The organism is Microbacterium sp. Root280D1, from assembly GCF_001428975.1.
GTDB lineage: Bacteria > Actinomycetota > Actinomycetes > Actinomycetales > Microbacteriaceae > Microbacterium.
In genome coordinates, this window is the sequence record NZ_LMJK01000002.1 from 87,119 (window position 1) to 111,932 (window position 24,814).

Here is a 24,814-nt window from a genome sequence, read left to right on the forward strand (position 1 = left end):
GACGCGCAGGCTGCGCCGATAGGATGAGACAAACACGAGGAAGGGTGGGCCTCTGATGGAATGGCTCGTGCCGGTACTGATCGTCGTCGGTGTGATTCTGCTCATCGGAATCTACCTCTGGGCGACCTACAACTCGCTGGTGCAGCTCAACGTCCGCGTCGACGAGGCCTGGAGCGGCATCACGGTTCAGCTGAAGCGCAGAGCGGATCTGATACCCAACCTCATCGAGACGGTGAAGGGCTACGCCTCGCACGAGAAGGCGGTGTTCGAGAACGTCACGCGTGCGCGAGCGGAGACGCTGTCTGCCGGCAGCCCCGGCGAGGCGGGCATCGCCGAAGGTCATCTGCAGCAGGCGCTCCGCAGCCTGTTCGCGGTCGCCGAGGCCTATCCGCAGCTGCAGGCGAGCCAGAACTTCCTTCAGGTGCAGCAGGCCCTCGTCGACACCGAGGACAAGATCCAGGCTGCGCGCCGCTTCTACAACGGCGGGGTCCGCGAGCTGAACACCAAGATCAAGGTCTTCCCCAACAATCTCTTCGCCAAGGGACTCGGATTCACCGAGCGCGAGTTCTTCGAGGTCGCCGACAGCGGCGCGATCTCCGAACCGCCACGCGTGCAGTTCTGATGTGTCACAAGGCCCGATGCGCACCAGCGCATCGGGCCTTCTGCATGTCCGGCTGCCCGTGGCGAGTCGATCGCGGGGCCTGAGCGACGCTCACCAGACGTCGAGCTCCACAGCGTCACCCTCGACGGTCACGCCACCGCGGAGCGTCCAGGAGTCCGTGCGATACGTCTCGGTCCTCGGACTGCCGTCCTGACCTGTGCCAGACACGGTGGCGACGAGGACGCCCCCGTCGGCGACGAATCCACCGTCCGTGAGCTCCAGGACCGGCAGCTGCTCTATGCGGAACCGGACGTCGTCGACCGAGGCGAACTCGGTGCCCCAGGGGATCCTGATCCCGCATCCGTCGGGAACGGCGTCATCGGAGGCCTCCGCAGACGTGCACTCCTCGAGGTGGTCGTCCAGCGCCTGCTGTGCGGTCGTGCGCACATCGATCTCAGGCGTCGGTGCGCTGCTCGTCGCCGGGGGACCGGCAGCAGGGGACACATCGCCGGATGACAGCCACAGCCATGATGCCGCCACCACGACGACGAGAGCGGCACCGACGCCGCCGATCGCCCATGCCCTGCGGCGGTTCACGAGGGCACCTCTCTCGCGTGCACATGGCGACGCACGGACGTGTCCGGGCGAACCGAGAGTGCGGCGTGAAGAGCCTCTGCCGCGGTGCCCCACCGCGAGACCGAGACATGCGCGAGGCCCTGCCATTCCGCTGCGAGGGCCAGCTCTGCGGCGATCCGCTCAGCGTCGGCGTCAGGCCTGGCCTGAGGTTCCCACCAGGCCGACTGCACCTGAAGCGTCGACGTCGCGCGGTCGGCCTTCAGATCGACGCGGGCCACGATCCGGTCGCCGACGAGCACGGGCAGCGAGTAGTAGCCGTATCGCCGCTTGTCGGCGGGGACGTAGATCTCGATCCTGTAGTCGAGCTCGAAGGCGCGCAGCGCTCTGTCGCGGAACCAGACGACGGGATCGAACGGTGTCAGCAGCGCTGACGCGTCGATGCGGCGCGGCAGCACGGCATCCCGATGTCGCCAGCTCGGGAGCGGGCGCCCACCGCGGTCCCAGCCCCGCACCGACACCGGGAGCAGCTCGCCCGTGTCGACCAGATCGGCGATCGACTGCGAGACCGCCGCGCGATCGCGGATGCGGTGGTAGTCGGCGAGATCCGACTGCGTCGCGACTCCCGACGAGCGCGCCGCCCGACGTGTGAGCTCGCGGATCGCATCGTCCCGCGGCACGTGGCGCGACAGGATGGCGTCGGGGATCACCTGCTCGGCGAGAGCGTAGCTGCGCTCGAAACCCTTCCGACCGCTGATCGCGACGTCCCCGGTGCGCCACAGGTGCTCGAGCGCGAGCTTGACGTCATCCCAGTCCCACCATGTGCCGCGCTCGCGGGGCGCATCTTCTCGGAGATCCGCCGGTCGCAGTGGGCCCCGCGCCCTGAGCTCGTCCTGCACCCAGCGCAGCGTCCGCGTGTTCAGGCTCATCCACGAGTCGGCCGCCGCCCATCGAGCGCGGAAGTGATCCATCCGGAATCGCCACAGCGGCCAATCCTCGATGGGGATGAACGTCGCCTCATGAGCCATGTACTCGACGTAGTGGGTGGTCCGGGAGTGGAACACCCGATCGAACAGCGCCGGATCGTAGGCTCCCAGACGCGAGAACAGCGGCATGTAGTGCGACCTCGCGAACACGTTGACCGAGTCGATCTGCAGCACGCCCAGCCGATCCATCACCCGGTGGATGTGCCGGGCCGACACCGATGCGGGGCGTGCGCGGGAGAAGCCCTGCGCGGCCAGCGCGATGCGACGGGCCTGGGCGGAGCTGAGGGTCTCGGTCACCTCGTCAGGGTATCTCCGAGCGCCGACATCCGGGCCTCGTACGTCCGGACGCGCGGCGCCCGCGCCGTAGACTTGGGCGATGAGCGAAGAGCTGCGTCCACGGCTGAGAGACCTCTTCCGTCCGCGCCCGGTCTCGCCGGATCGCACGGTGACCACCGAGGCCGATGAAGCCGTCCCGCGAGGACTCCGCATCACGGCCGCATATTCCTGGCGCATCCTGCTGATCGCAGCGGTGGTGGCCGGATTCATCTGGCTCGTGATCGAGCTGAAGCTCCTCGTGATCCCGCTCATGGTCGGCATCCTCATCACGGCTCTGCTGTGGCCGGGATTCCAGTGGATGCTGCGCCACCGGTTCCCGCGCTGGCTGGCAGTGGCGCTGTCGATCATCGGCACGCTCGCGATCGTCTCCCTACTGCTCTGGCTCGTCATCTGGCAGGTCCGCGCCCAGCTGCCCGACGTGCAGGCGCGGAGTTCCCAGGCGATCGAGGAATTCCGGCAGTTCCTTCTCAACGGACCGCTGCACCTGAGTGAGACGCAGATCCAGGACTACATCGATCAGGGCCTCGGCATCATCAACGAGCAGACGCAGACGCTCCTCAACGGGGCTCTCGCGGTCGGCACGACCGCCGCGCATGTGGTGACCGGAGCGGTCCTCTCACTGTTCATCCTGATCTGCCTGCTCGCCGACGGTCGGGGGATCTGGCGCTGGACGCTGCGCCTGTTCCCGCGCGCGGCGCGACCTGCCGCCGACGCGGCCGCGAGCAACGGCTTCGCGACGATCGTCAACTACGCCCGCACGCAGCTGCTGGTGGCCGCGATCGACGCGGTCGGCATCGGCGTGGGTGCCGCTCTGCTCGGCGTCCCGCTGGCGATACCGGTCGCCGTGCTCGTCTTCCTCGGATCCTTCGTGCCGATCGTCGGTGCGGTCGTGACCGGCGCGATCGCGGTCCTGCTGGCCCTCGTCTACAACGGGCCGTGGATCGCTCTGGCGATGCTGGCCGTCGTGCTCGGCGTGCAGCAGCTCGAGGGGCACATCCTGCAGCCGATCCTGATGGGCTCCGCGGTGAAGGTGCACCCGCTCGCGGTCGTGCTCGTCGTCGCCGGCGGCTCGATGGTCGGCGGCATCCCCGGAGCGCTGTTCGCGGTGCCTCTCGCAGCGTTCGTCAACGTCGCAGCGGTGACCGTCAGCACGGGGTCGTGGAAGACCGGCGACGTCCCGAACGCAGACCTAATCTGGAGCACAGTTCCGCGCGAGCGGAGACGGAGGAATCGATGAGCGCAGTCCCCAGCCTGGACGAGTTCGAGAAGGCAGCTCAGAGTCTGGCTGAGGTGATCACGCGGACGCCGACGTTGCCTTCGCGCGCTCTGTCGGATGTCCTCGGAGCGCCGGTCGTACTCAAGATGGAGAACCTGCAGCGAACGGGGTCCTTCAAGATCCGGGGATCCGCATATCGCCTCTCCCAGCTGAGTGCCGAAGAGCGCGCGCGCGGCGTGGTCGCGGCCTCCGCCGGCAATCACGCGCAGGGCGTCGCCCTCGCGGCGCAGACCCTCGGAATCCCGGCGACCATCTTCGTGCCGATCGGCATCCCGGTGCCCAAGCTGCTGGCGACCAGGAGCTACGGCGCCGAGGTCGTGCTCGAGGGAGAGACGGTCGCGACGTCGCTGCGGCTCGCCGCCGAGTTCGCCGAGCGCACGGGAGCGGTGATCATCCATCCGTTCGACCACCGCGATGTCGTCATCGGCCAGGGCACGCTCGGGCTCGAGCTGCTCGAGGATGCTCCGGACGTCGACACGATCGTGCTGGGGATCGGCGGGGGAGGCCTGATCGCCGGTGTCGCCGCCGCGGTGAAGGCGAAGGCCGCCGAGATGGGCCGCACCGTCCGCATCATCGGCGTCCAGGCCGAGAACGCCGCGGCGATGCTTCCCTCGCTCGAAGCGGGATACCCGGTCGACATCGAGACGAAGCCCACGATCGCCGACGGCATCCTGGTCGCGCGCCCCGGCGCCATCCCGTTCGAGATCATCAAGGACCTCGTCGACGAGGTCGTCACGGTGACGGACGACGACCTCGCACGCGCCATCCTCGTGCTGCTCGAGCAGTCCAAGGTGATCGCGGAGCCGGCGGGTGCCGTCGGAGTCGCCGCGATCCTCGCCGGCAAGGTGAAGGCCAGCGGCAAGACCATGGCCGTGGTCTCCGGTGGCAACATCGACCCGCTGCTGCTGCAGCGCGTGGTCTCTCACGGTCTGGCGGCATCCGGCCGGTACCTGACGATCCGCATCCCGCTGCCCGACCGTCCCGGTCAGCTGGCGCGGGTGTCCGAGCTGATCGCGGAGGCCGGCGCCAACGTGATCGAGGCGATGCACACCCGTCACGGGCACGGGCTGCAGATCAGCGAGGTCTTCCTCGAGCTCAGCGTCGAGACGCGGGGCACCGAGCATTCCGAGCACACCCTCGACATCCTCCGTCGTGCCGGCTTCCAGCCGATGATCGTTCCGGACTGACCCGCGACGACAGAAGGCCCCGTCCATTCGGACGGGGCCTTCTGTCGTCGCGGAACGCGCGCGTGATCGGAGCGCGTCAGCCGGTGTAGGTCTCGACGTTCACGATCTCGACCGAGATCGCGCGGCCGTTCGGCGCCTCGTACGAGGACTTCTCGCCGACCTTGAGTCCGAGGATCGCCTGTCCGAGCGGGCTGGCCTCGCTGTACACGTCGAGGTCGCTGCCCACGGCGATCTCACGGCTGCCGAGGAGGAAGACCTCTTCGCCACCGGCGACCACGGCCGTCACGACCGTGCCGGGCTCGACGATGCCGCGGCTCGCGGGCGCCTCGCCGACCTTGGCGGTCTTGAGAAGGTTCTCGAGGGTGCGGATCCGCGCCTCCTGCTTGCCCTGCTCGTCCTTGGCGGCGTGGTAACCGCCGTTCTCCTTGAGGTCGCCCTCTTCGCGTGCCGCTTCGATGCGCTTGGCGATCTCTTCGCGACCTGTGGTGGAGAGGTGCTCGAGCTCGGCGACGAGCCGGTCATACGCTTCCTGCGTGAGGAAGGGAACCTGAGCGTCAGTAGACATGACGAAGCTCCTTCGTTAGGTACCCGGCGACGTTCCGCGGGGGATATGCCAAGACGCCCCGGCACGGTGCCAGGGCGTCATCTGTCTGGCTCGAGTCTAAGCGACCCAGCAGCTGTTCACCAAACCTGTCGTGGCGCTCGAGACGGTGGGAACCGTGGCAGAGAGCGCCTGCGAATGGGCGTCGCCGGCGGGGATCTCGACGACCTTCCAGCCGACGACCCCGAACTCCTCGTCGAGCGCCTCGACGATGCAGGCCACGTCCTTGCCCTGCACCCCGGTGATCTGGAAGCGCACGGTGACGCTGTGCTCATCCACCAGATCGAAGCCGAGATCGTCGGAGTCGACCGCGTTCATCTGCGCCGCGACGATCATCCAGCCGAACGCGCCGACGAGAAGTGCCGCGATGGCGATCAGGACGATCCATGGCCCCCGGCGGGAGCGGGTGCGACCGTAGCGGTCATCGAGCTGTTGTGCGGTCGTCACGGGGTGGGTCTTCCGGTCGTTAGGCTGGTAACTCCAGGTTATGCGACCTGCGCATGAAAGGCAGACTCCATGCTCGCTCTGACCGAGACACCGATGCCGACGCCCACGATGACGGTGGCACCGGAGCTGGTCACGCCCGGATTCGTCGGCTTCGCCGCCGTCGTGATCATCCTGATCGCGGTGATCCTGCTGATCCTCGACATGAACCGTCGCATCCGTCGGGTCCGCTACCGCGAAGAGGTCAGGGATGAGCTCGACGCCGAAGAGGCCGCGCGGGCGGCTGACGAGGCGACCGAGACGGATGCCGACCTGCCGATCGTGCGCGAGGGCGACGACGACCCCGAGAAGCGCTGACCGAGCCTTCGGCGGGTCAGGCCCCGAGTGACGGGGACAGCGGTGCGAGGGCGATGAGCAGACACGCGATCCAGTGGCACAGGAAAGCGAGCACCGTGCATACGTGGAAGATCTCGTGGAACCCGAAATGGCCGGGCCACGGGTTGGGCTTCTTGATCGCGTAGACGACCGCGCCGCCCGTGTAGAGGAGCCCTCCGACGATGACGAGCACCATCATCGTGGCGTTCGCGACGAAGAGGTCGGCGAGGTACATCACCGCAGCCCAGCCCAGAAGCAGGTAGAGGGCGACGTACAGCCACCGCGGAGCATTGATCCAGAACACCCGGAACAGGATGCCGAGAAGCGCCCCGCTCCACACGAACACGAGCAGCAGGGCGCCCTTCTGAGGGGGCAGCGCGAGCACGGCGAGCGGCGTATAGGTGCCGGCGATCAGCAGCAGGATGTTCGCGTGGTCGATCCGCTTGAGGATCACCTTGACCTTCGGGCTCCAGTCGATCCGGTGATAGAGAGCGGAGTTGCCGAAGAGCAGCAGCGAGGTGGCCATGAACACGGCGGCGGCCCACTTGGCCGCGCCGCCCTGCGCGACGGTGATCAGCACCACCCCGGCGACGATCGCGACGGGGAACGTGGCCGCGTGGATCCAGCCGCGCCAGGTCGGCTTGATCTCGACGGCGGCGTCGTGCGCCGCCTCCTCCAGGAGGGGCAGCTGGGGGACGTCAGGTACCGAGGAGTCGGGAGTGCTCACGCCTTCACTCTATGCGGGCTCCCATGCAGGCGAGCGTACATATCCTGAGCGTCGGCCCTGGGTCCGCCGACGCCGACACGATAGCGTAGGGAGGTGATGACACGCGATGGTCAGGGGCGGGGGCCGCTGTACCGCCTCTACACCAGCCGGCTGCGCCGCCATCTCGATCCGGAGACCGTTCCCCATCACGTCGCCATGATGATCGACGGCAATCGGCGCTGGGCCAGGCAGCTCGGCTACGAGACTCCCGCGGAGGGACACAGGGCGGGTGCCGCCAAGATGCGCGAGTTCCTCGGCTGGTGCGATGAACTCGGGGTTCGGGTCGTGTCGCTGTATCTCCTGTCCAGCGACAACCTGCGAAAGCGCGACTCCGCCGAGCTCGCCGATCTGATCGAGATCATCGCCGAGCTCGCAGAGGCACTGTCGCGCGAGGGCAATTGGCGTGTGAAGCACGTCGGACGCTCCGACATCCTTCCCGCGGAGCTCGCGAAGGTGCTGGACGACGCACAGGAGCGCACGCGCGACCACACCGGCCTCCACGTCAACCTCGCGGTCGGCTACGGCGGACGCAACGAGATCGTCGATGCGGTGCGCAGCATCGTCACGGCGCATCAGGCGTCCGGCGGCACGATCGAGGACCTCGCCGCTCATCTGACCCCCGAGATGATCGGGGAGCATCTGTACACCGGCGGCCAGCCGGACCCCGATCTCGTCATCCGCACGAGCGGCGAGCAGCGTCTGAGCGACTTCCTGCTCTGGCAGAGCGCCCACAGCGAGTTCTACTTCGTGGAGGCGCTCGGGCCGGACCTGCGACAGGTCGACTTCCTCCGCGCGATCCGCGACTTCGCCGACCGCGACCGGCGCTTCGGCCGCTGACCTCGCCGACGACGCCACCCCGCGTTAACCAACACGTAACGAACTCGTGGCGTGTCGAGTTCGTCAAATGTCGGCGGCTGGTCGTAGCTTCTAGGCATCGGGCAAGGTGCCCGTCGGGTCGGCCTCAGGATGACGACTCGTGACCCCCTGGTCGACTCGTTCGAATAACCGGGAGTTCCCCGGGTCGGGAGTGGGTCGTGACCTCACGTACAGCGCAGCAGTCCACCAGCACCGCGCAGCAGTCCACCCGTAAGACGACGATGCGAGCGGGGGCGGAGGGTCCTGATCAGGATCTTCGGACCTATGTGCTCGACACGTCCGTCCTGCTGAGCGATCCGCAGGCGTTCTTCCGGTTCGCCGAGCACTCGGTCGTCCTTCCGGTGGTGGTCATCACCGAACTCGAAGGCAAGCGGCACGACCCGGAGATCGGATACTTCGCCCGTCAGGCGCTTCGCCACCTCGATGACCTTCGTGTCGAGCACGGACGGCTGGACTTCCCCGTCGAGGTCGGCGAGGGCGGCACGCTTCGGGTCGAGCTGGCCAACACGGACTCCTCGGTGCTCCCGGCCGGCATCCGGCTGAGCGACAACGACACCCGCATCCTCTCGGTCGCGATGAACCTCGCGCAGGACGGTCAGGACGTCACGATCGTCTCGAAGGACCTCCCGATGCGCGTCAAGGCGGCCTCGCTCGGTCTGCGTGCCGAGGAGTACCTCGCCGAGCAGGCCGTCGATTCGGGATGGACCGGAATCACCACCCTCGACCTGTCCGGTGACGAGATCAGCGATCTCTACGAGAGCGAGGTGGGCATCAGCGAAGATGCGAGGGGCCTGCCAGTGAACACCGGGCTCATCATCCACTCCGAGCGCGGTTCCGCACTCGGCAGGATCACGGGAGACGGCGAGTACAAGCTCGTCCGCGGCGACCGCGACATCTTCGGCATGCACGGGCGGTCCGCCGAGCAGCGGATCGCGATCGACCTGCTCACCGACCCGGACATCGGCATCGTCTCGCTGGGCGGGCGCGCGGGCACCGGAAAGTCCGCCCTGGCTCTCTGCGCCGGCCTCGAGGCGGTGCTCGAACGACAGCAGCAGAAGAAGATCATCGTCTTCCGCCCGCTGTTCGCCGTCGGAGGCCAGGAGCTCGGCTACCTGCCCGGCGATCAGGGCGAGAAGATGGGCCCGTGGGGGCAGGCGGTGTTCGACACGCTCGGTTCGGTCGTGTCAGGCAACGTCATGGAGGAGGTCGTCGAACGGGGCATTCTCGAGGTGCTCCCGCTCACGCACATCCGCGGTCGGTCGCTGCACGACGCGTTCGTGATCGTCGACGAGGCGCAGTCGCTCGAGCGCAACGTGCTGCTGACCGTCCTCAGCCGCATGGGGCAGAACTCGCGCGTGATCCTGACCCACGACGTCGGCCAGCGCGACAACCTCCGTGTCGGCCGTCATGACGGCATCGCCAGCGTGATCGAGACGCTCAAGGGGCATGACCTGTTCGCCCACGTGACGCTGATGCGGTCCGAGCGCTCCGCGATCGCCGCCCTGGTGACCGAGCTTCTCGAAGGGGGCGAACTCAGCTGACCTGAGTGGTCCGACAGCGGATGCCGTGGTGTCACGGCATCCGCTGTCGCATGTTCCGGCGGATGCGTCGGCGATTCGCTTCCGTCGGCGTGGTCGTCGGATTACGCTCGTGGCACCGAACGCAGACGATGGAGTGATGCGCCATGAGTGACACAACGAAGACTGTCGAAGACCACTCGCTTCCCCCGGTGGCTGTCGATGAGAAGCCGCGCTGGACACCGCTGAAGATCGTCCTCTGGGCGGCGATCGCGCTGCTGGGCGGTGTCGCCTGGACGATGCTCGCCATCGTCAGAGGCGAGACGGTGAACGCGATCTGGTTCGTGTTCGCGGCGGTCTGCACCTATCTCGTCTTCTACCGTTTCTACTCGAAGTTCATCGAGCGCAACCTCGTCAAGCCGAACGACCGGCGCGCGACACCCGCCGAGTACAAGGCGGACGGCAAGGACTACGTCGCGACCGACCGTCGAGTGCTGTTCGGACACCACTTCGCCGCGATCGCGGGTGCCGGCCCTCTCGTGGGACCCGTGCTCGCCGCGCAGATGGGCTACCTGCCGGGCACGATCTGGATCATCGTCGGAGTCGTCCTGGCAGGTGCCGTGCAGGACTACCTCGTGATGTTCTTCTCGATGCGCCGGGGCGGGCGCTCTCTCGGCCAGATGGCCCGCGATGAGCTCGGTCGATTCGGCGGCACGGCGGCCATCGTCGCCACACTCCTCATCATGATCATCATCACGGCGATCCTCGCTCTCGTCGTGGTGAACGCCCTCGGCGAGAGCCCCTGGGGCGTGTTCTCCGTGGCCATGACGATCCCGATCGCCCTATTCATGGGCGCGTACCTCCGGTGGATCCGACCAGGCAAGATCACCGAGGTGTCGCTCATCGGGTTCGTGCTGCTGATGGCGGCGATCATCGGCGGCGGGATGGTCGCCGAGACCGACTGGGGTCAGGCGGTCTTCACCCTCGACCGCACGACGATCGCGTGGGGGATCATCATCTACGGCTTCATCGCCGCGGTGCTGCCGGTGTGGATGCTGCTCGCTCCGCGCGACTACCTCTCGACCTTCATGAAGATCGGCGTGATCGTGGCACTCGCCGTCGCGATTCTCTTCGTGCGGCCCGAGATCACCGTCCCGGCCTTCAGTGAATTCGCTGCGGGGGAGACGGGGCCCGTCTGGGCAGGATCCCTCTTCCCGTTCCTGTTCGTGACGATCGCCTGCGGGGCGCTGAGCGGATTCCATGCGCTCATCGCGTCGGGAACCACGCCGAAGATGATCGAGAAGGAGAAGCAGACCCGCTTCATCGGCTACGGCGGCATGCTCATGGAGTCGTTCGTCGCGATCATGGCGCTCGTCGCCGCGATCTCGATCGACCGTGGTCTGTACTTCGCGATGAACTCCTCGCCGGCCGCGACCCTCGGCACCGTCGAAGGCGCCGTGCAGTTCGTCAACAGCCTCGGGCTGACGGGTGTGAACCTGACGCCCGAGATGCTCACGAGCACGGCGGAGGCTGTGGGGGAGGAGTCGATCGTCTCCCGCACCGGCGGTGCGCCGACCCTCGCTCTCGGCCTCGCGCACATCATGCAGCAGTGGATCGGCGGCACCGGGATGATGGCGTTCTGGTATCACTTCGCGATCATGTTCGAGGCGCTGTTCATCCTGACCGCGGTGGATGCCGGCACCCGTGTCGCGCGATTCATGCTGCAAGACTCGGTCGGCAACGTCATCCCCCGTTTCAAGGACACGTCGTGGCGGGTCGGGGCCTGGATCTGCACGGCGGTGATGGTCGCGGGCTGGGGCGCGGTGCTGATCATGGGCGTCACGGACCCTCTCGGCGGCATCAACACCCTGTTCCCGTTGTTCGGCATCGCCAACCAGCTGCTGGCGGCCATCGCGCTCGCCGTGGTGCTCACCATCGTCGCCCGCAGGCGCACGTTCACGGTTCTCTGGGTGGTCGCTCTGCCGCTGGCATTCGTGACGGTCGTCACCGTCACGGCGTCGCTGCAGAAGATCTTCTCGAGCGTGCCGCAGGTCGGCTACTTCGCCAATCACGTCGCCTTCCGCAACGCGCTGGCTGCGGGCGAGACGTCGTTCGGCACGGCGACCAGCGTCGCCGCGATGGAGGCGGTGGTGCGCAACACGATGATCCAGGGCATCCTGTCGGTGACTTTCCTGGTGCTGTCTGTGATCGTCATCACGATCTCGATCGTCAAGGTCATCCAGGCGGTGCGACCCGGGCCGATCATCGACCACGAGGACCCGGAGGTGCCGTCGCGTCGGTTCGCTCCGGCAGGCCTCATCGCCTCACCGGAGGAGCGCGCGGTCGAGAAGGAGTGGAACGCGCTGCCCTCGTCCGCCCAGCCGACGAGGGGGCACTGATGTCTGTGGCGGTGACCGACGCGGCGCGCAGGATCTGGCACTCCGTCGCCTGGTACATGAACGGCGTGACAGGGCAGTCGCGGTACACGGCCTACGTCGCGCACGAACGGGAGCGGCATCCCGAGCGAGAGCCGCTCACCGAGCGCGAGTTCTGGCGGGCGCACTACGCCCAGCAGGATGCCGACCCCGGAGCCCGGTGCTGCTGAGGGGCAGACGACGGATGCCGCAGGGAACGAGTCCCTGCGGCATCCGTCGTGTCAGTATCCGGTGATCAACCCGGGTGGGTCATCGACAGCAGGTCGAGCTTCTCGTCGAGCTGCTCGAGCGTCAGGTCCCCGCGCTCGACATAGCCGAGGTCGATCACGGCGTCGCGCACCGTGATGCCCTTCGCGACCGAGTGCTTGGCGATCTTCGCCGCAGCCTCGTAGCCGATGAGCTTGTTGAGCGGGGTGACGATCGACGGGCTCATTCCGGCGAAAGCCGCGGCGCGGTCGAGGTTCGCCTGCAGTCCGTCGACGGTCTTGTCGGCGAGCACGCGCGAGGCGTTGGCGAGCAGACGGATCGACTCGAGAACGGCGGTGCCCATGACCGGGATCGCGACGTTGAGCTCGAACGAGCCGGATGCTCCGGCCCAGGCGACGGTCGCGTCGTTGCCGATCACTCGTGCGCACACCATCAGCACGGCCTCGGGGACGACCGGGTTCACCTTTCCGGGCATGATCGAGGAACCCGGCTGCAGGTCGGGGATGTGCAGTTCGCCGAGTCCGGTGTTGGGGCCGGAGCCCATCCAGCGCAGGTCGTTGTTGATCTTGGTCAGCGAGACGGCGATCGTGCGCAGCGCGCCGGACGCCTCGACGAGACCGTCGCGGTTGGCCTGTGCCTCGAAGTGATCCTTGGCCTCGGTGATCGGAAGCTCGGTCTCGGCCGCGAGGAGCTCGATGACCTTCTGCGGGAATCCGAGCGGGGTGTTGATGCCGGTGCCGGTGGCGGTGCCGCCGAGCGGGACCTCGGCGACGCGGGGGAGCGCCGACTGCACGCGCTCGATGCCGAGGCGCATCTGACGGGCGTAGCCGCCGAACTCCTGGCCCAGGGTGACGGGCGTGGCGTCCATGAGGTGCGTGCGACCCGATTTCACCGCGTCCTTCCACAGCTCGGCCTTCGCCTCGAAGGCGACGGCGAGGTGGTCGAGCGCGGGGATGAGGGTGTCGATGAGCGCCTGCGTGACAGCGATGTGCACCGAGGTCGGGAACACGTCGTTCGACGACTGCGAGGCGTTCACATGGTCGTTCGGGTGCACATCCGCACCGAGGATGCGCGTCGCGAGCGTCGCGAGCACCTCGTTCATGTTCATGTTCGACGACGTGCCGGAGCCCGTCTGGTAGGTGTCGACGGGGAACTCGCCGTCATGTGCACCGGATGCGACCTCGTCGGCGGCCTGGGCGATCGCGTCCGCGATGGCCCCATCGAGCGTGCCCAGCTCCTTGTTCGCGAGCGCGGCGGCCTTCTTGATGCGCGCGAGGGCGGCGATCTGCGTGGATTCGAGGCCCTTGCCCGAGATCGGGAAGTTCTCGACGGCGCGCTGCGTCTGTGCGCCGTAGAGGGCGTTCACGGGAACACGCACCTCGCCCATCGTGTCGTGCTCGATGCGGTAGCCCTGCGCGTCTGCGCCGCTGTGCTGGTCGGTCATTCCGAACCCTCCTTGGTTGCGGGGCTGTGCCCCTCGGTGTCGTTTCCGTCTGTGTCGAGTCCGACCGTGATGACGGGAATCGCGGTTCCCTCGGCCAGACGGTAGTTGGCGCCGACGATGCCCAGACGACCCTCGGCGACGGCGTGGGAGATCACCTCGGACGACTGCAGCAGGTCGCGGACCGTGTTGCGCAGGTGCTCCTGGCCGACCAGGTCGGCGTCGATCTCGGCGACCGTGGTCCCGCCACTCTCGACGAGCACCTTCCGGGCCGCAGGCACGATCGGTGCGATGAGCTTCCAGATGTGCGGCGGCAGCGGCGCCGCGTCGATCGCGGTGCCGTCGATGGCGGCGCGCACAGCACCGCACGAGTCGTGTGCGAGCACGACGATCAGGGGGACGTTCAGCACCGCGACCGCGTACTCGAGGCTCGCGACGATCGACTCGCCGATCACCTGACCGGCATTGCGGACGACGAACAGGTCGCCGAGCCCCAGGTCGAAGATGATCTCCGCGGCCAGCCGGGAGTCGGAGCATCCGAACAGGGTGGCGACAGGATGCTGCGCCGCAGCCAGGTGCTTGCGTCGGGCGACATCCTGATTCGGGTGCCGCGGGGCGTCATCGACGAATCGCTGGTTGCCCTCCTGCATCTGCTTCCAGGCGGCGGCGGGCGTGAGCGTGTCTGTCATGAGGGCTACTCCGAGAGGTCGCGGATCTGGGGGACGAGGGACTCGGCGAGCTCGGCGGTGGAGTCGGCGGAGCGTGAGCCGTAGAGCAGCAGGTAGTCGTCACCCGCCTGGGTGCCGATCGCATAGGTGATGTTCTGCTTCGCACCGGCATCGCCGAGGTCGTAGACGTCCCACTCCAGCCCGCCGATCGACGTCGTGTCCGTCGGCGCGGTTCCGTTGAGGCGCTGCGGGGCCCAGGCTGCGTCAGCATCGAAGGCCTGTGCCAGCTTGATGAATCCGCGCTCATCCTCGGCTGACGGGGCGAGGGTGACATCCCAGACCGTCGTCGCGCCGCTCGTGAGCTCGGCCGTGTTGACTCTCCAGAAGTCGGCCAGGTCGGGCACGATCACCGGGCGATCCATGGTGGACTCCACGTCCGCGGCTACGCCGACCACGTCGATCTTCTGGGCGGTCGCGGGTTCGCCACGGGGAACTGCGAGCACGATCACCGTGACGATGGCCAGCGTGACGATCAGAGCGGCCACCAGGCTGCGCACCGTCTGGCTCGAGCGATAGGCCTTGCTCGACGCGGCCTTGCGGGCCGCCGTCTCTTCGGGGGTCTCCGGCCGGCCCAGTTCGGCGACGATGGGAGCGGGCTTGCTCATGAGTCGTCTCCGTCGGCGGCACCGGTCGACGTCGCACGGGCGGCCTCGAGGCGACGCTTGGCGCCGAGCAGCCATTCCTCACAGCGGGCCGCCAGGGCCTCGCCGCGCTCCCAGAGAGCGAGCGACTGCTCGAGGGTCGGAGCGCCCTGTTCGAGCTCGGAGACGACCTTCACGAGCTCATCGCGAGCGGCCTCGAATGACAGCGTGTCCACAGGGGTGTCGTTCGGCGCACTCACGCCTCCATCCTACGCGGTACGCGGGACCCGCTCATCCGGAGCGGGGCACCGGTGCTTCCGCGATCTCGCCCTCGGAACGGGCCGCGACGGAGCCGCGGTCGACCGTGATCGTCAGGCTGCTGCCGGCCGGAGCGTCGGCGGCGTCGCGGAGGATCACTCCGCCCTCGAGATGGGCGATCGCATAGCCGCGCGACAGCGTGGCCGCGGGGGAGAGCGCCCGCAGTGAGGCTCGCAGCTCGCTCGTCGCACGGCCGGCCGCATCGTGCTGACGGGTGATCGTGTCGCGTCCCCGCGAAAGCAGCAGCCACACGTCCTGAGAACGCGACTCGATGATCGGGTCGGGGGAGCGCAGCGAGGGACGGGACCGCAGCTGCTCGAGCTGTGCGATGTCGTGCGACAGCCGCTGCGTCAGTCGGGTCGTGGCTCGGGATCGCAGCTGCGCGATCAGCGCCCGCTGCTCGCTGACGTCGGGTACGACGCGCTTCGCGGCATCCGTCGGAGTCGATGCGCGCAGGTCGGCCACGTCGTCCAGAAGCGGATGATCGTTCTCGTGTCCGATCGCGCTGACGATCGGAGTCGTTGCCGCGGCCACAGCCCGGACGAGTCGTTCGTCACTGAATCCGAGCAGCGTTTGCGGATCGCCGCCGCCGCGGGCGATGACGATCACGTCGACATCCGGGTCGGCGTCCAGTCGTGCCAGAGCGGCGAGGGTCTCGGGGACGCACCGGTCGCCCTGAACAGCCGCATACTCCGTGCGGAAGCGCACCTGGGGCCAACGCAACTCGGCGTTGCGGTGCACGTCCTTCTCGGCATCCGACTTCTCTCCCGTGATCAGGCCGATCACATGGGGGAGGAACGGGAGGCGCTTCTTGCGCGAGGCGTCGAACAGGCCCTCCTGGCGCAGCTGCAGTCGCAGCTTCTCCAGCTTCTCCAGCTGATCGCCGAGGCCCACGTGCTTCATCGCCGAGACGGCGAAGCTGAAATCGCCGGCCTTGACGAAGTAGTCGGCCTTGACGGCGGCGACGACATGGTCGCCGACAGCCAGATCGCCGGGGATCCGCGGGCGCACACTCGACCAGATCCTGATGGAGATCTGCGCGTCGGAGCGGGTGTCCTTGAGCCGGGCGAAGATGTTGCCCCCGCGCACGTTCCAGGAGGTGATCTCGCCTTCGACCCACACCGTGTTCCAGCGCGCCACGAAGTCGCGGATCGTCGCGTTCAGGCGTGCGACCGAGGTCGGTGCGTCGGCCGAGGAGTCGCGCGGGGCGACCGCATCCGCCGGCGGAGTCTCGCCAGGACGCGTCGATGCTTCGAAGACCGTCATGCGCTCGGTGCCCCTTCCCGCTCCTGCTCAGGTTCTCGGCGGTAGAATTCAAGGGTGACCTCGACTGCCGTTCATCTGCCTCTGCCGCGCATCCCCCGAGTACGTGGGGCGGCCGGGCGGCTTCAGGATAACCCGGTCGTCGGCAACAAGCGTGTTCTGCTCGCCGCTCCGCGCGGATACTGCGCCGGCGTCGACCGGGCTGTGGTCGCCGTCGAGAAGGCGCTCGAGCGCTACGGCGCGCCGGTCTACGTGCGCAAGCAGATCGTGCACAACATCCACGTCGTCACCGAGCTCGAGGAGAAGGGCGCGATCTTCGTCGAGGAGGTCGACGAGGTTCCCGAGGGCGCTCACGTCGTCTTCAGTGCGCACGGAGTCTCGCCCGCGGTCGTCGAGGCGGCGTCGGACCGCGGCCTGCACGCCATCGACGCGACCTGCCCGCTGGTCACCAAGGTTCACCGCGAGGCAGTGCGTTTCGCCCGCGACGATTTCGAGATCCTGCTCATCGGCCACGAGGGGCACGAGGAGGTCGAGGGCACTGCGGGAGAGGCTCCCGAGCATGTGACCATCGTGAACTCGCCCGCCGAAGCCGACACCGTGCAGGTGAAGGACCCCTCGAAGGTGGTCTGGCTCTCGCAGACCACGCTCTCGGTCGACGAGACCATGGAGACCGTGAACCGACTGCGGGCCCGGTTCCCCGAGATGCACAATCCGCCGTCCGATGACATCTGTTACGCCACGCAGAACCGCCAGGTCGCCATCAAGAAGGTCGCGGCGAACGCCGACCTCGTGATCGTCGTCGGTTCCTCGAACTCGTCGAATTCGGTGCGCCTCGTCGAGGTCGCGCTCGAATACGGCGCGAAGGCCGCCTATCGCGTGGACTACGCCGAAGAGGTCAAGCAGGAGTGGCTCGACGGCGTTGCGACGGTCGGTGTCACCTCCGGCGCCTCCGTGCCCGAGGTGCTGGTTCGTGAGGTCCTCGACGCACTCGACGGAGCGGGTTACCGCGACGTCGAAGAGGTCAAGACGGCGGAGGAGGACCTCATGTTCTCCCTGCCCAAGGAGCTGCGACAGGATGCCGCGGGTCAGCGAGACGCGCGTGCGCTGGGAGGCCGTTCCTCCAGCGGGAACGCCTGACGGTGGCCGCCACAGAGGCGGCGCCGACGCTGATCGGCTCGGTGCAGCGCGCGCTCCGACTCGTCGACATGGTCGCGAACTCTCCGCGCCCGGTGCCGGTCAAGACTCTCGCCATGCGAACCGGCCTCACCCCGGGCACGACCTACAACCTCGTGCGCACACTGGTGCATGAGGGGTATCTCGTGAGCGAGCCCGACGGTCTGGTCCTCGGTGAGAACTTCCCCGCCTTCCGGCTGCAGTCCGACGCCGGGGGCGTATTCTTCGCGCACGTCCGCATGGCCCTGCGTCAGACCGCCGACGAGGTGGGTGCTTCCGCATACCTGTCCCGCTATCAGGACGGCGAAGTGCACCTCATCGACATCGTGGATGCCCCGCGCAGTCCTCGGCTCGATCTGTGGGTGGGTCTGGATTCGAGCGCGCATGCCACGGCGCTCGGCAAGCAGATCCTCAGCGATCTGAGCGGAGAGGAGCGTGACGACTATCTCTCGCGGCATCCGCTGGAGGAACTCACGTCTCGCACGATCAGTGACCGGCGTGCGCTGATCGCGGAGCTCGACCGCTCTCCGGGATTCGCCGTGGACCGCGAGGAGTATGCCATCGGCAACACCTGCATCGCCGTTCCCGTGATCGCCCCGAGCGTCAGAGCCTCACTCGCCGTCTCGCTTCCTGTGGGACACCCGCGCTTCGATCGCGGCCTGCTCGGGAAGCTCAAGCTCGTGGCGAGGCGGTTGTCCATGCAGTTGGGGGCGGACGCTCTGGGCGGCGGCGCAGCCCGTCTGGCGACGCCGATCTGACGCAGCATGTGTCGCCCGTCTGATGCTCTTCACTATCTGAAGAAGTGCCTCTGGTGCTCGGGCACGCGCTTTCCTAACATGTGAGGTGTAGTCGTCTGTGCAATCGGCGCTACAGGTGGAGGAATGTCCCCAGCGTTCCTCACCCCACTTGGATGACGAGCGTCCCCAGCGTTCCGAGTCCGCGGCCCCGAGGAGTCCCCACTCCTCCGGGGCCGCCATTCTTTTGACGCCCGCAGTCTGTGAGTCGTGCAGAGACCGGGCGGATACCATGGCCGAATGACCGATCAGCGTCCTCAGTACGGCGAAATCGCGACCCTCGAAGAGCAGCGGAGGGCAGCAGGGCTGCCGCCGCTGGGCGAGGTGCCGGCTGTGGATGTGAGCGGGACCGAGAACGCTCCCGGTGACCGAGTCCCGTCCGCATCGGCAGCGGCTCGTCCGCGTCCCGTCGATCGCTTCGTGACCATCGCACTGCTCGCCTACGGGCTGATCAATGTCGTGATGACAGGACTGTCATACCTCGACTTCTCCACCGCGATGAATCAGATGATGACGGTGCTCGGCGTGGACGGCGAGTTCACCAACTTCGCTGAGGGCCGGATCTGGGGCACCGTCGCGGCGATAGTGCTCGCCGTGGGCTGGTCGCTCACCGCTTTCCTGTCGATCCGACGCCTGCGCGCCGGCAAGCTCTCGTGGTGGGTTCCGCTGGTCGGTGCGGCCGTGACCCTGCTCGTGGCGTCTGTATGCGCCGCGATTCCGCTGATGAACGACCCGGCGTTCATCGACTTCGTCGCCAAGACGGCGGGTGGATGACCCCGTGAAACAGGAGATGCCCCCGGCCGTTCGGTCGGGGGCATCTGCGTTGTCAGGCTGGATCAGCTCTGGGACTGGCCGTACGAGCCGAGCTGGCGCGTGGACTCGACGACGCGAGCGGCCATGGCCGTCTCCGCGATCTTGCCCCAGGCGCGCGGGTCATACTGCTTCTTGTTGCCGACCTCGCCGTCGACCTTGAGCACACCGTCGTAGTTCTTGAACATGTAGTCCGCGATGGCGCGCGTGTAGGCGTACTGCGTGTCGGTGTCGATGTTCATCTTGATGACGCCGTTGGCCACCGCGAGGGCGATCTCCTCATCGGTCGAACCAGAACCGCCGTGGAAGACGAGGTCGAGCGGCTTCGCGCCGGTGTTGTACTTCTCGGCGACCTGCTGCTGGATCTCTCCGAGGAGCTCGGGACGCAGCTTCACTCCGCCCGGCTTGTAGACGCCGTGGACGTTGCCGAACGTGAGGGCTGCGATGTAGCGCCCCTGCTCGCCGAGACCGAGCGCCTGTACGGCCTGGTCGACGTCCGCGAACGTCGTGTAGAGGGCATCGTTGGATCCCTCGTGCGCCACACCGTCTTCCTCGCCGCCGACGACGCCGATCTCGACCTCGAGGATGGCGTTGATGTTCTTCATGCGGGGCAGGAGATCCTTGGCGATCTCGATGTTCTCCGCGAGCGGCACGGCCGAGCCGTCCCACATGTGGGACTGGAAGATCGGGTTGCGTCCCGCCTTGACCTCGTCTTCGGAGGCGGAGATCAGCGGCTCGACGAAGCCGGCGAGAGCATCCTTCGGGCAGTGGTCGGTGTGCAGCGCGACGGTGATCGGGTAGTTCTTCGCGACCTCGGTCGCGAAGCGCGCGAAGGCGAGTGCGCCGGTCGCGCGGGCCTTGACCGTGTGGCCGGCGAAGTAGTCGGCGCCGCCGGTGGTGACCTGGATGATTCCGTCGGAACCTGCCTCGGTCAGGCCCTGGAGGACCGAGTTGATGGTCTGCGAGCTCGAGACGTTGAAAGCCGGGTACGCGAAGCCGCCGGCCTTCGCGCGGTCGAGCATTTCGGCGTACTGATCCGGGGTGGCGACGGGCATGAGAACTCCTGCGATTTGGGGAAGCCGGGACAGCAGTCACTCTATCGGGGCTGACTGCCCGATGCTGTCGGCGGTGACCGGGCGAGCACGCCCTCCTACCCGTGTGTTAAGAATCGGGATTCCTTCGTCGTCGCTCGACCGAAAACTGCCGTTTCAGACGTTCACACTGGTTAGGCTGACCGCATGGTTAGTCTTACAGCGGATCTCAGCCCCCTTCGTCCCGATCGAAACCTCGCGATGGAGCTGGTGCGGGCCACTGAAGCAGCCGCCATCCGCGCCGTTCCGTTCATCGGTCGTGGCGCGAAGGAGGCGGCGGACGGCGCCGCCGTCGATGCGATGCGTGCCTTCCTCGGGACAGTGGCCTTTCAGGGGCGAGTGGTCATCGGTGAGGGCGAGAAGGACAATGCTCCGATGCTCTTCAACGGCGAAGAGGTCGGCACCGGCAGCGGCCCGGAGTGCGACATCGCGGTCGACCCGATCGATGGCACCTCGCTGACCGCAGCAGGACGTCAGAATGCGCTCTCCGTCATCGCCGTCTCCGATCGCGGATCGATGCTCGACGCGTCCAGCGTCTTCTATATGGACAAGCTCGTCACGGGCCCTGCCGGTGTCGGAGTGGTCGACATCCGCCTGCCGATCGGCGAGAACATCCGCAAGCTCGCGGGGGCTCTCGGCAAGCCGGTGGACGAGATCGTCGTCTCGGTGCTGAACCGTCCGCGTCACGAGCAGCTGATCCAGGAGATCCGGGATGCCGGTGCCGGGACGCGACTCATGAGCGACGGCGACGTCGCCGGCGGGATCAACGCGGCGCGTCACGCGGCCCGAACCGACATGTGCGTCGGGGTGGGCGGCAGCCCCGAGGGAATCGTGACGGCGTGTGCGATCAAGGCTCTCGGCGGTCACATCCAGGGGCGTCTCTGGCCTCGCGACGACGATGAGCGCCAGCGCGGAATCGACGCCGGCCTCGACATGGACAAGGTCTACGAGGCCGACGATCTCGTGCGCGGGGACAACACGATCTTCGTCGCCACTGGCGTCACGGACGGCCAGCTGGTGGCCGGCGTCCGACGCGAGGGCGGCTACATCTACACCGAGAGCGTCGTGCTGCGCGGTGCCTCGGGAACCCTTCGCCGGATCGCCTCGGAGCACCTCGTCTCGAAGTGGCTCTGACTGCCGTGACCTGAGAGCGCGAGTCGGGAACGGGCCCCTCATCGTTACCGACCCGGTACCGCCTGTGCGGTGCTGAGCCGAGCTTTCTCGTGCGTTCGTGTGACAATTGACACTGGATTTGTCGCCGTCGACGGAGCCGCCAGGCACCGCAGGCACAGGAGGGCAGACCGATGACAACGCAGCACACGAATGGTTCCCAGGCCACGCCGACCAAGATCGTGACGACGCCGACCGGCCGGATCATGCGGATCAACGTCGACGAGGCCGGAGTGCCTCTGCCGATCGCGACTCCGGCGGCGCCTGTCGTCAAGACGGCTGTCTCAGATCCCGCTCGACGTGCGGACGTGCTGTTCCGCAAGCGCCTCGACGAGGGGCACGAGATCAGCTCCTGGTGGATGGTCGGAGCTTTCGTCGTGACCAGTGGCCTCGTGATCCTGCTGCTCAGCGGCGTACCGGGCGTCGCCTGATCTCAGCGGCGGGGCTCTTCCGCCTCGACCTGTCGGGATGCCGAATCCAAGTTCGCCGATTCGTCGTCGCTGACCCGGCCGCGAACGTTTCCGACATCGGCCTGGATCGACGTACCCGGCGCAGCGGACGCATCGTCAGCAGCATGGGGGATGCGGAGCTCGGAGCCGATCTCCGCACCGGAGCCGCTCATGAGCTCTGCCGAGGTGAAGCGTCGCGTCTGCGCGGTGATCGCCGGTGGGGCGGAGTCGAGCGTCGACGCGCTGATTCCGGGGAACTGCCTGGCCGTCACGAGCACACGGCTCTCGAGCGAACCCGCGAATCTGTTGTAGCTGTCGACCGTGCGCTCGAGTGCGCGGCGCAGATCGTCGGCATGCCCCGCGAGGACGCCGAGTCGGTCGTAGAGCTGGGTGCCGAGATTCAGCAGCGCGCGCGCCTCGGTCGACACCTCTTGCTGCGTCCAGCTGTAGGCCACGGTCTTGAGCACGGCCCACAGATTCACCGGGGACGCGAGCGCCACCTTCTTCGTGAATGCGTAGTCCAGCAGCGTCGGGTCTTCGTCGATGGCTGCGGCGAGCAGCGACTCGCTCGGCAGGAAGCAGATGACGAACTCAGGACTGGCGTCGAGGCCCGTCCAGTACGCCTTCTTCGCGAGTGCGTCCACGTGCGCGCGAACGGCCTTCACGTGCTTCTGCATGTGGGAGCGACGCTGTGTCTCATGCGCGTCCCCGATCGGCAGTGCCGATGCCTCGAGGTATGCATCGAGCGGAACCTTGGCGTCGACCGCGATCGATGTGCCGCCGGCGAGACGGATCACCATGTCGGGCCGTCCCTGACCCCGGTCTGACGAGATGCTGGACTGCAGATCGAAGTCGACGTGTCGGATCAGCCCTGCGGCCTCGACGACCCGTCGCAGCTGCGTCTCACCCCAGACCCCTCGTGTGGCGGTCGAGCGCAGTGCTCCGGCGAGCGACTCGGTCGTCGAGCGCAACGCCTCGTCGGACTCCTGCGCGCGCCTGAGCTGCTCCGCGAGCGATCCGAACTGCGCATGACGCTCCTGCTCGATCGCCGAGACCTTCTGCTGCATCTGCTGGAGACTCTCGCGCACGGGAGCGAGAGCGGTGAGCACCGCATTCTGCTGCTGCACCCGCTGCGCCTCGGCGCGCTGCTCGAGCCTCGCGTGCTCGACGGCATCCCGATACAGGTCGTACTGTCGGTCGCGATCGTCTCGAGCTGCGGCGAGCTCGGCCTCGGCGCGAGCGAGGTCTGCTGCTCCGCGCGATCCGCGGAGGAACCACCCCACGGCGGCGCCGGCCGCGAGCGCGACCAGGAGAAGAACGAGCGTGAGAGCATCCATGTGCTCCATGATGCGCTCGGCCACGGACATTCGTCCGGTGCGACTCAGGCGACCGCGCGCTCCGGGGTGGCGAGGACCGGCTCGGTCACTCGCAGCGACAATGCATCCGCCAGGGAGAAGACGTCGGACGCGCCGTGTCGGCGAGCGGCGTCGATGATGATGTGGGCGCACGCGAGCGCGTCCGCAAGCGCGTCATGGTGCGAGAAGCCGGTGAAGCCCGCAGCCTCTGCGGCCTTCGGGAGTCGGTACGACTCGATGTCGTAGGTCTTGCGAGCCACCTGCAGGCTGCACAGCGAGCGATACGGCGGGCAGTCGCCGCCGGTGGCCTCGGACGCCCGGCGGAGCACGTTGAGGTCGAAGCCCGCGTTGTGCGCCACGAGCACGTCGGCGCCGGCGAAGGCGCACAGGCGGTCGAACTGATCGGCCCAGGTGGCCGCGTCGATCACGTCGTGGGCGCGGATGCCGTGGATCTTGGTGTTCCACTCCTGGAACTCGTCGTGACCGGCGGGCGGGCGGATCAACCATCCGGCGGTGGCGACGATCCTGCCGTCGCGCACCCGCACGAGGCCGACGGAGCAGGCCGAGGCGGGGCTGGAGTTCGCCGTCTCGAAGTCGATTGCGGTGAAATCCAGTGGCACATCCCCACTCTCTCCCGGCATCCGAGACGCTCCAGGATGACGCGCCGTAGGCTGGCGACATGAGTACCGACCGAGCGACATCCTTCGGCGCCGAGGCCGCGAACTACGAGGCGGGAAGACCCGAGTATCCCTTCGAGGCCGTGTCGTGGATGCTCGATCCGATGCCTCACGGCTCCCGTCGCATCGCCGACGTGGGCGCGGGCACCGGAAAGCTCACACGTGTGCTCGCGCAGGCCGCGGATGCCGAGGTCGTCGCCGTGGATCCGGACGCCGCCATGCTCGCGACACTGCGGCGCAGCGTTCCCGGTGTTCCGACTTTCCAGGGAACAGCCGAACGGATGCCGCTGCCCGACGCCAGCCTCGACGCCGCCGTGCTGGGTCAGGCCTGGCACTGGGTCGAGCCGTCTGCGGCGTCCCTCGAACTCGGACGAGTCGTCCGCACCGGGGGAGTGCTGGGGCTGATCTGGAACATCCGCGACGAACGCGCGGACTGGGTGCGCCGTCTCACTGACATCATGCACAGCAGTCCGGCGGAGGACATGGTCAACGGACCCGGCTCCGACGGCCCGCGCATCGAGGCCCCCTTCACGGGGATCGAGAAGCAGCAGTGGGAGTGGACCCGGGCGATGAACCGGACGCAGTTGCATCAGATGGCGCGCTCGCGCAGCTACCTGATCGCGGCGTCGAACGACGAACGCTCAGAGATCACACGGCAGATGGACGTGCTGTTCGACGAGCTCGGACTTGACGGTGAGGGGACGATCGACCTGCCCTACGTGACGCACGCATTCCGCGCCGTGCGAGCCTGACGCCGACACCCGCAGGGGCTGCGCATCTGCGA

27 protein-coding genes are annotated in these 24,814 nt (G+C 67.6%); 14 read left to right on the top strand and 13 right to left on the bottom strand.

Annotation, left to right across the window (positions count from 1 at the left end; genetic code table 11):
- The first annotated feature begins 55 nt into the window (after window positions 1-55).
- Complete coding sequence (locus ASE34_RS06525; protein ID WP_042542063.1) at window positions 56-622, top strand: LemA family protein; 567 nt, start codon at window positions 56-58, stop codon at window positions 620-622.
- Window positions 623-712: 90 nt separating this feature from the next.
- Here ASE34_RS06525 and ASE34_RS06530 read toward each other — a convergent pair whose 3' ends face one another.
- Window positions 713-1,198 (bottom strand): hypothetical protein, encoded by a 486-nt coding sequence (locus ASE34_RS06530; RefSeq protein WP_056277954.1) that lies wholly within the window; start codon window positions 1,196-1,198, stop codon window positions 713-715.
- Window positions 1,195-2,457 carry a winged helix-turn-helix domain-containing protein gene (locus tag ASE34_RS06535; RefSeq protein WP_056277957.1) on the bottom strand — a complete coding sequence of 421 codons (1,263 nt, stop codon included), beginning with the start codon at window positions 2,455-2,457 and terminating at the stop codon, window positions 1,195-1,197. The genes ASE34_RS06530 and ASE34_RS06535 overlap by 4 nt, the downstream gene beginning before the upstream one ends.
- Before the next feature lie 79 nt (window positions 2,458-2,536).
- On the opposite strand from ASE34_RS06535, the gene ASE34_RS06540 reads away from it, so the two are divergent.
- On the top strand, window positions 2,537-3,733 hold the full coding sequence (locus ASE34_RS06540; protein ID WP_082297766.1) for an AI-2E family transporter: 1,197 nt from the start codon (window positions 2,537-2,539) through the stop codon (window positions 3,731-3,733).
- Window positions 3,730-4,959 (top strand): threonine ammonia-lyase, encoded by a 1,230-nt coding sequence (gene ilvA / locus ASE34_RS06545; protein ID WP_056277960.1) that lies wholly within the window; start codon window positions 3,730-3,732, stop codon window positions 4,957-4,959. Before ASE34_RS06540 ends, ilvA begins: the two co-directional genes overlap by 4 nt.
- A gap of 76 nt (window positions 4,960-5,035) precedes the next feature.
- On the opposite strand, the gene greA is transcribed toward ilvA, so the two are convergent.
- Together greA and ASE34_RS06555 are read right to left on the bottom strand one after the other, a co-directional pair.
- A complete protein-coding gene (greA, locus tag ASE34_RS06550; RefSeq protein ID WP_053095514.1) occupies window positions 5,036-5,524 on the bottom strand; it encodes a transcription elongation factor GreA in 489 nt (162 codons plus the stop codon).
- Between the two features lie 96 nt (window positions 5,525-5,620).
- Complete coding sequence (locus ASE34_RS06555) at window positions 5,621-6,007, bottom strand: DUF4307 domain-containing protein (RefSeq protein ID WP_053095515.1); 387 nt, start codon at window positions 6,005-6,007, stop codon at window positions 5,621-5,623.
- Between the two features lie 69 nt (window positions 6,008-6,076).
- Here ASE34_RS06555 and ASE34_RS06560 point away from each other — a divergent pair, with 69 nt between their 5' ends.
- Entirely contained in the window at window positions 6,077-6,361 is a 285-nt protein-coding gene (locus ASE34_RS06560) for a hypothetical protein (protein WP_053095516.1), read from the top strand.
- Between the two features lie 16 nt (window positions 6,362-6,377).
- On the opposite strand, the gene trhA is transcribed toward ASE34_RS06560, so the two are convergent.
- On the bottom strand, window positions 6,378-7,106 hold the full coding sequence (gene trhA, locus ASE34_RS06565; RefSeq protein WP_056277963.1) for a PAQR family membrane homeostasis protein TrhA: 729 nt from the start codon (window positions 7,104-7,106) through the stop codon (window positions 6,378-6,380).
- A 96-nt stretch (window positions 7,107-7,202) separates the two neighbouring features.
- Between trhA and ASE34_RS06570 the strand changes: the two genes are divergently transcribed.
- The 4 genes from ASE34_RS06570 to ASE34_RS06585 all read left to right on the top strand — a co-directional run bounded on the left by ASE34_RS06570 (window position 7,203) and on the right by ASE34_RS06585 (window position 12,143).
- A complete protein-coding gene (locus ASE34_RS06570; protein ID WP_056277965.1) occupies window positions 7,203-7,982 on the top strand; it encodes an isoprenyl transferase in 780 nt (259 codons plus the stop codon).
- Window positions 7,983-8,242: 260 nt separating this feature from the next.
- Window positions 8,243-9,562, top strand: a complete 1,320-nt coding sequence (locus tag ASE34_RS06575) for a PhoH family protein (protein ID WP_053095519.1) — start codon at window positions 8,243-8,245, stop codon at window positions 9,560-9,562.
- Window positions 9,563-9,705: 143 nt separating this feature from the next.
- Window positions 9,706-11,937 (top strand): carbon starvation CstA family protein, encoded by a 2,232-nt coding sequence (locus ASE34_RS06580; protein WP_056277969.1) that lies wholly within the window; start codon window positions 9,706-9,708, stop codon window positions 11,935-11,937.
- The gene (locus ASE34_RS06585) at window positions 11,937-12,143 is read left to right on the top strand and encodes a YbdD/YjiX family protein (protein ID WP_056277971.1); all 207 of its coding nucleotides are present in this window, start codon (window positions 11,937-11,939) and stop codon (window positions 12,141-12,143) included. The genes ASE34_RS06580 and ASE34_RS06585 overlap by 1 nt, the downstream gene beginning before the upstream one ends.
- 65 nt (window positions 12,144-12,208) lie before the next feature.
- Here ASE34_RS06585 and ASE34_RS06590 read toward each other — a convergent pair whose 3' ends face one another.
- The 5 genes from ASE34_RS06590 to xseA are packed head-to-tail and all read right to left on the bottom strand — an operon-like array spanning window position 12,209 to window position 16,514.
- Window positions 12,209-13,624 (bottom strand): class II fumarate hydratase, encoded by a 1,416-nt coding sequence (locus ASE34_RS06590; protein WP_053095522.1) that lies wholly within the window; start codon window positions 13,622-13,624, stop codon window positions 12,209-12,211.
- Window positions 13,621-14,310 (bottom strand): carbonic anhydrase, encoded by a 690-nt coding sequence (locus ASE34_RS06595; RefSeq protein WP_053095523.1) that lies wholly within the window; start codon window positions 14,308-14,310, stop codon window positions 13,621-13,623. Before ASE34_RS06595 ends, ASE34_RS06590 begins: the two co-directional genes overlap by 4 nt.
- A gap of 5 nt (window positions 14,311-14,315) precedes the next feature.
- Window positions 14,316-14,954 (bottom strand): DUF4245 family protein, encoded by a 639-nt coding sequence (locus tag ASE34_RS06600; protein ID WP_053095524.1) that lies wholly within the window; start codon window positions 14,952-14,954, stop codon window positions 14,316-14,318.
- Complete coding sequence (locus ASE34_RS06605) at window positions 14,951-15,190, bottom strand: exodeoxyribonuclease VII small subunit (RefSeq protein WP_053095525.1); 240 nt, start codon at window positions 15,188-15,190, stop codon at window positions 14,951-14,953. The genes ASE34_RS06600 and ASE34_RS06605 overlap by 4 nt, the downstream gene beginning before the upstream one ends.
- 31 nt (window positions 15,191-15,221) lie before the next feature.
- Window positions 15,222-16,514: an exodeoxyribonuclease VII large subunit gene (gene xseA, locus ASE34_RS06610; protein ID WP_056277973.1), complete on the bottom strand. Its 1,293-nt coding sequence runs from the start codon at window positions 16,512-16,514 to the stop codon at window positions 15,222-15,224.
- Window positions 16,515-16,604: 90 nt separating this feature from the next.
- Between xseA and ASE34_RS06615 the strand changes: the two genes are divergently transcribed.
- The 3 genes from ASE34_RS06615 (at window position 16,605) to ASE34_RS06625 (ending at window position 19,252) form a co-directional block, all read left to right on the top strand.
- Window positions 16,605-17,648 carry a 4-hydroxy-3-methylbut-2-enyl diphosphate reductase gene (locus ASE34_RS06615; RefSeq protein ID WP_053099044.1) on the top strand — a complete coding sequence of 348 codons (1,044 nt, stop codon included), beginning with the start codon at window positions 16,605-16,607 and terminating at the stop codon, window positions 17,646-17,648.
- A 2-nt stretch (window positions 17,649-17,650) separates the two neighbouring features.
- Window positions 17,651-18,442, top strand: a complete 792-nt coding sequence (locus ASE34_RS06620; RefSeq protein WP_056277976.1) for an IclR family transcriptional regulator — start codon at window positions 17,651-17,653, stop codon at window positions 18,440-18,442.
- A 276-nt stretch (window positions 18,443-18,718) separates the two neighbouring features.
- Window positions 18,719-19,252: a DUF6264 family protein gene (locus ASE34_RS06625; RefSeq protein WP_056277979.1), complete on the top strand. Its 534-nt coding sequence runs from the start codon at window positions 18,719-18,721 to the stop codon at window positions 19,250-19,252.
- 62 nt (window positions 19,253-19,314) lie between these two features.
- On the opposite strand, the gene fbaA is transcribed toward ASE34_RS06625, so the two are convergent.
- On the bottom strand, window positions 19,315-20,343 hold the full coding sequence (gene fbaA / locus ASE34_RS06630; protein WP_056277981.1) for a class II fructose-bisphosphate aldolase: 1,029 nt from the start codon (window positions 20,341-20,343) through the stop codon (window positions 19,315-19,317).
- Between the two features lie 183 nt (window positions 20,344-20,526).
- On the opposite strand from fbaA, the gene glpX reads away from it, so the two are divergent.
- Together glpX and ASE34_RS06640 are read left to right on the top strand one after the other, a co-directional pair.
- The gene (gene glpX, locus ASE34_RS06635) at window positions 20,527-21,513 is read left to right on the top strand and encodes a class II fructose-bisphosphatase (RefSeq protein ID WP_053095530.1); all 987 of its coding nucleotides are present in this window, start codon (window positions 20,527-20,529) and stop codon (window positions 21,511-21,513) included.
- A 170-nt stretch (window positions 21,514-21,683) separates the two neighbouring features.
- The gene (locus ASE34_RS06640) at window positions 21,684-21,980 is read left to right on the top strand and encodes a hypothetical protein (protein WP_056277984.1); all 297 of its coding nucleotides are present in this window, start codon (window positions 21,684-21,686) and stop codon (window positions 21,978-21,980) included.
- Between the two features lie 2 nt (window positions 21,981-21,982).
- On the opposite strand, the gene ASE34_RS06645 is transcribed toward ASE34_RS06640, so the two are convergent.
- Both ASE34_RS06645 and ASE34_RS06650 read right to left on the bottom strand, forming a co-directional pair.
- On the bottom strand, window positions 21,983-23,335 hold the full coding sequence (locus ASE34_RS06645) for a DNA recombination protein RmuC (protein WP_157538224.1): 1,353 nt from the start codon (window positions 23,333-23,335) through the stop codon (window positions 21,983-21,985).
- Between the two features lie 44 nt (window positions 23,336-23,379).
- Window positions 23,380-23,973 carry an exonuclease domain-containing protein gene (locus tag ASE34_RS06650; RefSeq protein WP_056277988.1) on the bottom strand — a complete coding sequence of 198 codons (594 nt, stop codon included), beginning with the start codon at window positions 23,971-23,973 and terminating at the stop codon, window positions 23,380-23,382.
- A gap of 59 nt (window positions 23,974-24,032) precedes the next feature.
- Here ASE34_RS06650 and ASE34_RS06655 point away from each other — a divergent pair, with 59 nt between their 5' ends.
- Window positions 24,033-24,782: a class I SAM-dependent methyltransferase gene (locus tag ASE34_RS06655; RefSeq protein ID WP_056277992.1), complete on the top strand. Its 750-nt coding sequence runs from the start codon at window positions 24,033-24,035 to the stop codon at window positions 24,780-24,782.
- The last annotated feature ends 32 nt before the right edge of the window (window positions 24,783-24,814 follow it).